The sequence below is a fragment of the Candidatus Megaera venefica genome, assembly GCF_034554655.1.
GTDB lineage: Bacteria > Pseudomonadota > Alphaproteobacteria > Rickettsiales > Rickettsiaceae > Megaera_A > Megaera_A venefica.
Genome location: NZ_JARJFB010000127.1, coordinates 1 through 5,493 on the forward strand (window position 1 = coordinate 1; position 5,493 = coordinate 5,493).

At 35.2% G+C, this 5,493-nt stretch carries 3 protein-coding genes, 1 tRNA gene and 1 pseudogene; all 5 read left to right on the top strand.

Translation table 11 applies throughout. The features are described 5' to 3' along the window. Positions 1-634: pseudogene (locus Megvenef_RS07200) on the top strand (hypothetical protein); the annotation flags it as partial. 6 nt (positions 635-640) lie between these two features. Then, positions 641-3,049 (top strand): pentapeptide repeat-containing protein, encoded by a 2,409-nt coding sequence (locus Megvenef_RS07205; RefSeq protein WP_322777288.1) that lies wholly within the window; start codon positions 641-643, stop codon positions 3,047-3,049. 47 nt (positions 3,050-3,096) lie between these two features. Continuing rightward, positions 3,097-4,689: a hypothetical protein gene (locus Megvenef_RS07210; RefSeq protein ID WP_322777289.1), complete on the top strand. Its 1,593-nt coding sequence runs from the start codon at positions 3,097-3,099 to the stop codon at positions 4,687-4,689. Between the two features lie 238 nt (positions 4,690-4,927). Then, a tRNA-Met gene (locus Megvenef_RS07215) sits at positions 4,928-5,004 on the top strand. Positions 5,005-5,165: 161 nt separating this feature from the next. Beyond that, positions 5,166-5,493, top strand: a 328-nt coding sequence (locus Megvenef_RS07220; RefSeq protein ID WP_322776028.1) for a transposase, incomplete at its 3' end; no start/stop codon positions are given.

Here is a 5,493-nt window from a genome sequence, read left to right on the forward strand (position 1 = left end):
TGCGATTGTAGCAAGTGCTGTTGTAACTGGTGGAGCTAGTCTAGCAGTTATTGCTGGCGCTGTTGCTGGTGCTGTTGCAGTGGGAGCTGTTGTAGGTGCAGTAGCGGGACATTTTGGAGCTAAGCATATGGGGCTTTCGACTATCGCAGCTGGTGTTGCTGGTGGCGTCACCATGGGACCTGTTGGTGCTGCAGTCGGTATGGGTGTAGGGGTTGGTGTAAATCAAGTAGTAAAAGGAGTAACAGGCCAGTCAGTGGATGAGCTTGCTGGCAATGTTGTAGAAGGTGTAGGCAACGGAGCTAAAAAATTAGGAGAATATGTAGGAGTATCGGAAGAACAAGAGAAATTGCTTGGTGCTAAGAAAAAATGTCAAGAACAATATGTTGCTCCAGAAAGAGAGCCGGTTAAAGCTAAAGGTCAAGGCAAAGAAGCATTTGCAAAGGGGCATGATGAAGCTTTAAGAAGAGAGGAGTTGGGAATCGAAGCCCCGACTAAAACTGTTAGTAAGACGCAGCAAAAACCTCAGAGTCTAAGCGAGGGACTACAAGGGGTTAAAGAGACTCTTAGCAGAGGTGAGCCAGTTGTTGAAACAAGGCCGCGCTCTAAGTCAGTGAGTAGTTCTAGAGAATTATAATGATAAATGAGTAAGTCTGAATCTGAAAAAACTTTACATGTTAATACTGATGGTTCGCCAAAAAAAAAGCGGAGTTCTAACCGTGTGCTCAAAATTACATCATTAACAGTAGATAATACCGATGTAAAGGCTCATAAAGAGGCATTTAAATTTATACTGGAAAAGGTTAGGCAAGAAGATATCATCTCCTATGCGTTGTGGCTGAGCAGCAGAAAAAAGGGAGAACGTTCGTTCAATAATTTTCTTACAAAGCGAAATTCTACAAATAATAATAGCAAAATAATAATTGTTGCTGATTTTTCTAATTTAATTATTGGTAACATAAAATCTCGAGAATTATTAGATTTGAAAGGAGCTAATTTTATTGGTTCAATATTTCATAACACCAGTTTTATTGGTTGTGATTTAAGAAATGCGAGATTTTGTGGAGTCCATTTAGAAAAGGTTCTTTTTAAAGAATCTAGTATAAGCTTTATTGATTTTAGTCGTGCTGATTTAAGTAGTTGTAGTTTTGATAATAGTTATTGTACTGCGCCCTGGAGTGGGACTGAAGGAGCGAAATTTAGTTCTACTGTTTCATGCATTAGAATATATGCAGATATTAAAAACGAAATAGCAAAAAAAAATGAGCAACAACGATTGCTTGATAATAAACGCATGCAACTTGAAGAAATAAGGAAACGTACCCCTTTTGTAACTAGAGCTTGCGTAGCTTTAGGGTTATATGAAGCTGCTGGAGAATATATTAGAGTTCGTAATGAGTATAGGAAGATGAAAGAAGGTGTATTTCTTTCTGATCGTATTATTCATGGTAGTTTTGGGAATATATTTAAAGCAGAAGCTTTTATATTTGATCCAGTTTTTTTACCAGGTGAGGGGTATAGTAATAATAAAATTAGAAAAAAGTATATTACTTTAACTCGTGATCACTTAGTTGAGTATTTGACAAGGATAAAGCGTACAAAAACTTTATCACTAAATGATTTTGCGAAAGAGTTATATGTATCCTTAATTCCTAAGGCGGTTAAATATGATAATGAGATTAGGATTATTGCTGATCTGTCAAGTAAGATAAATATGTTTGGTAACAATGAGTGGAATAGGCTGGATTTATCAGAATTGGATTTTATTAATGCTGATTTATCTGGAGTTAATTTTTCTGGATCTAATTTAAAAAGAAGTAATTTTAAAGGTGCGAATATTACTAATGCTAGCTTTGAAAGTGCGCTAGTAAATGAAGGGGTTTTTATAGATACGGTAGCGGTAAATAGCAATTTCTATAATGCTGATATAACTGATAGTAAAGTGGAAAAATCAGATTTTTCTGGGGCTGTATTTAATTGGAGTAAATGTTCTGGAGCAAGTTTTAGTGATGTAAAAATGGATTTATTGCAAGCAAATAATTCTGTTTGGAAACTTGTAAAATTAGAGAGGGTATCTTTAAATTATAGTGATTTTACTTGCGCCGATTTTAGAGGGGCGGAGTTTTCAAGAGTTCAAGCTAGGAATTCATTGTTTAATGATAGTCTTCTGAATAATATGCGTTTTGATAGTTGTAGTTTTGGCGAATCTTTATTTAATAGAGTCTCTGCAATTCACACGATTTGGAACAATTGCTTTGCTAATGAAATTGAAGCTAGAAGATCGGATTTCACAGGTAGCAAGTTTGCTGAAGGAAGTCGGTTTGAAAAGTCGGATTTCTCATACTCTATCTTTGATGGAGTTAAAGCACCAAGAGGGCATTTTGCAGGGGCTATATTAAATCACATAAAGGCTGGTTATACAAAATTTGCTGATGGTTGTTTTGAAGGTGCTTCATTTAAATTTGCAGATTTAAATAGTTGTATTATGAGTCAGTCAAATGGCCAAAAAGCTGATTTTATTGGCGCCAAGCTATTCAACGTTACCATGACTGGGGCTAATTTGAAAGGGTCGACCTTTGTTGGCGCAGAAGTTAAAGACTCTGATTTTAGCAAAGTGAATTTTGAGGATTCTAATTGGCGAGATTTGCATATTAAAGATTCTATAATTAATAATATAAATAATCACCGCATCTGCATTAATGATAATACAGAGTTTATCAACTGTGTTTATAAGATGCTTGATGGTCAATTTTATCATTATGATGAAGATAATTTTATGGATATAATGTTTATTGAACAAGTTGAAGCTAATTTAAAAAGGATCGCAAATGCTGAAACTATAAGAAAATTAGGCTTTTTATCTTATGCTTTAAAATTGTTTTCTAAGGGATATAATATATCAAACAAGGAAGTAAAGAAGCTACATACTTATAAATTACATAATAAAAATGAATTAAAAAAATATCTAAAAAAGCTTCTTTTAGAAGAAAATCACGGACAGGATGCTAGATTATTTAGGATAAAAATTTTTCATAACGAAAGTATTATGTAGAATGAAGCTATATACTTTTTAATAATTTTAGCAAAAGAGAGCTTTGTATGCCTATTGAATATGATGGATTTGATGTTGGAAATGCGGTTAGTAGCGGGGGGGTTACTGGCAGTACGCGTGTCAAGATGGGAAATAAAAATTATCAGCTAAAGCCTTCGATTTTGGATAATGAATTTACGCGAAAATTAAAAGCTGGATGGACTGATCGAGAGAATTATGGTGAGGTCATTGCCTCTAAAGTTAGTAGGGCAATTTTGATAACCTCTGATTTCGAGGCGGCACCTAACGTTTCATTAGTATATGATAAAGTTTCTAAAAAAACACCAGTAGCCTCAAAGTATTTAGAAGGTGATAAGGTCAGAACTCTTGATGAGTACATTCAAGAAAAAGACCCGCGTATAAAACCTAAGCGCCATGTAAAATTCGTTGATGGGACAAAAGGTAAGGTGGGGAAGGGAGAATACGACATCAGTGGAGAAAAAAATGCTTCATTACGCAAAGATATAGCGAGGGGAATTGCTGGGTCTATAATCTCGGGCGATCATGATGTTAATCCTGGTAATATGATTGTAGTCACTAAAGACGGAAAGGATCGTGTTGCGAGAATAGATTTTGGGCATGCATTCAACGATTTGTTAAACGCACCAAAAATGTTTGGTGGAAAGGTAAGGAACAAAGATAACCAGGTTTTAGATTTTCTAAATAGAGAAAACCTTGCGGATCTTAGATTTGGTGATCAACCTAAACTTTGGCGTGATTATCCAGGAATGATTCCATCGCAAGAAATGGCTGATGCATTTAAAGAACTTTCAGAAGCTCAAGGATTAAAGAGTGGTGTGAATGCTGCGCGTGAAGAATTTACAGATCTTCTCATAGAGATGGAGAAAAATAATGATAAAAAAGGGATAAAACATTTACAAAAGTCCTTAGAGGCTATAAGTAACAATGTAAGCGAGGTTCCGCTGAATCCCAAATTGACTCCTCAGCAGAGCATAGCTGCGGCATTTGATAATATTGAGAAATTTGCGAAAGATAACCAAAATCAAATGAAAGATGCTGCTAAACTTATGCAGTTACAAGTTGATATTGATAAAGTAATTGAAGGAAAAAAGAAAGGTGTAGAACCATCAAAAGAGCAAATGAGTCAATTGAAAAATCAGTATGCTGAACTTGAAAAAATAAAAGGAATAGGGCAGAAAGGGGGAGGAATAGAGTGGATAAAAACTGATGAAAAAAAACCTGCTCACAAAGGGGATTTAGAAAGTTATATAAAGCAACGTGGGCAAAAACTTGGTCTGAATAAAGCAAAATCTAAGGATTTAGCCCACAGTGATTTTGAGTTTCCAGTAAAACCTACTTTCTTACAAAGGGTGTATAATAAGTTATTTGGTGATAAAGCTCAGGAAGCTAAACCTCAAGCTGTAGTTACATCTGTGGCTAAAACTCAAGGAAACAATATATTAGGTGAGAAACAAATTTCTTCTGTTAATAAAGAAGTACCATCTGCTAGTCAACAAATACCTCCCAAACTAGTGGCAAAAGCTCAGGTTATTGGGTCTTCATTAGGTAAAGCAGAAAACAACAAACCAATTATAAAACCTAAAGTAACAAGAAATAGAAGCGCAAGCGTAGGATGGTAGTAGGGTTTAATCAATTAATTTGAATAGGTACTTGCTATAAAATATTAAATAGTTTATGCTTCCACTTGATTACTGAGAGGTAGCGTCGAAGCAGCCTTTATGTTTTCTCTATAGTTAAAAGTTATAGTATTTTACGTGTTTAGTCGGGCATATAAGTTTTAAACCCAGACTGTGCAGCTTAAAAGCTGTGTAAACATGGTTAAGAGCAATACACTTATCACTAAAATAACTACATTGGCGCGGGGTGGAGCAGTCTGGTAGCTCGTCAGGCTCATAACCTGAAGGTCGTTGGTTCGAATCCAGCCCCCGCAACCAAATCAATAGATAAGGCTTGAAGTTAAGCTGCTATAAATAAGTAGTCCCTCCGTCAAAACTCTCCCCGCCTGAATTAACAAGGGGTTTCATGTCATAAACAGCTTACAAAATCCATAAGAAAATGGTATAATTACCGCATAAAGCTTACGGATTTTAAAATTATGCCTATAGAAAATATTACTTTTCTCCAAAAACAAGAAAGGTTATTTGAAGAGAAATTATCTACAAAACTAAATCCTAAAAACAAGTTATATAAACTAAGGGATTTAGTAAATTGGTCTGAACTTGAAGCCAGAGCATTGCCTAACATTGAAATCAAGCAATTTGGTAGAAATAAGAAAGATCATAGAGTAATGCTAGCACTATCAATGCTTCAAGCTATGTACAACGGTTCTGATTCGTTTACGGAGGAAGAGCTAAAGGAAAATATTTATTGGCAATATTTTTGTGGTTATGAATATTTGCAGCAAGATCTTGATGTGTCTGAAG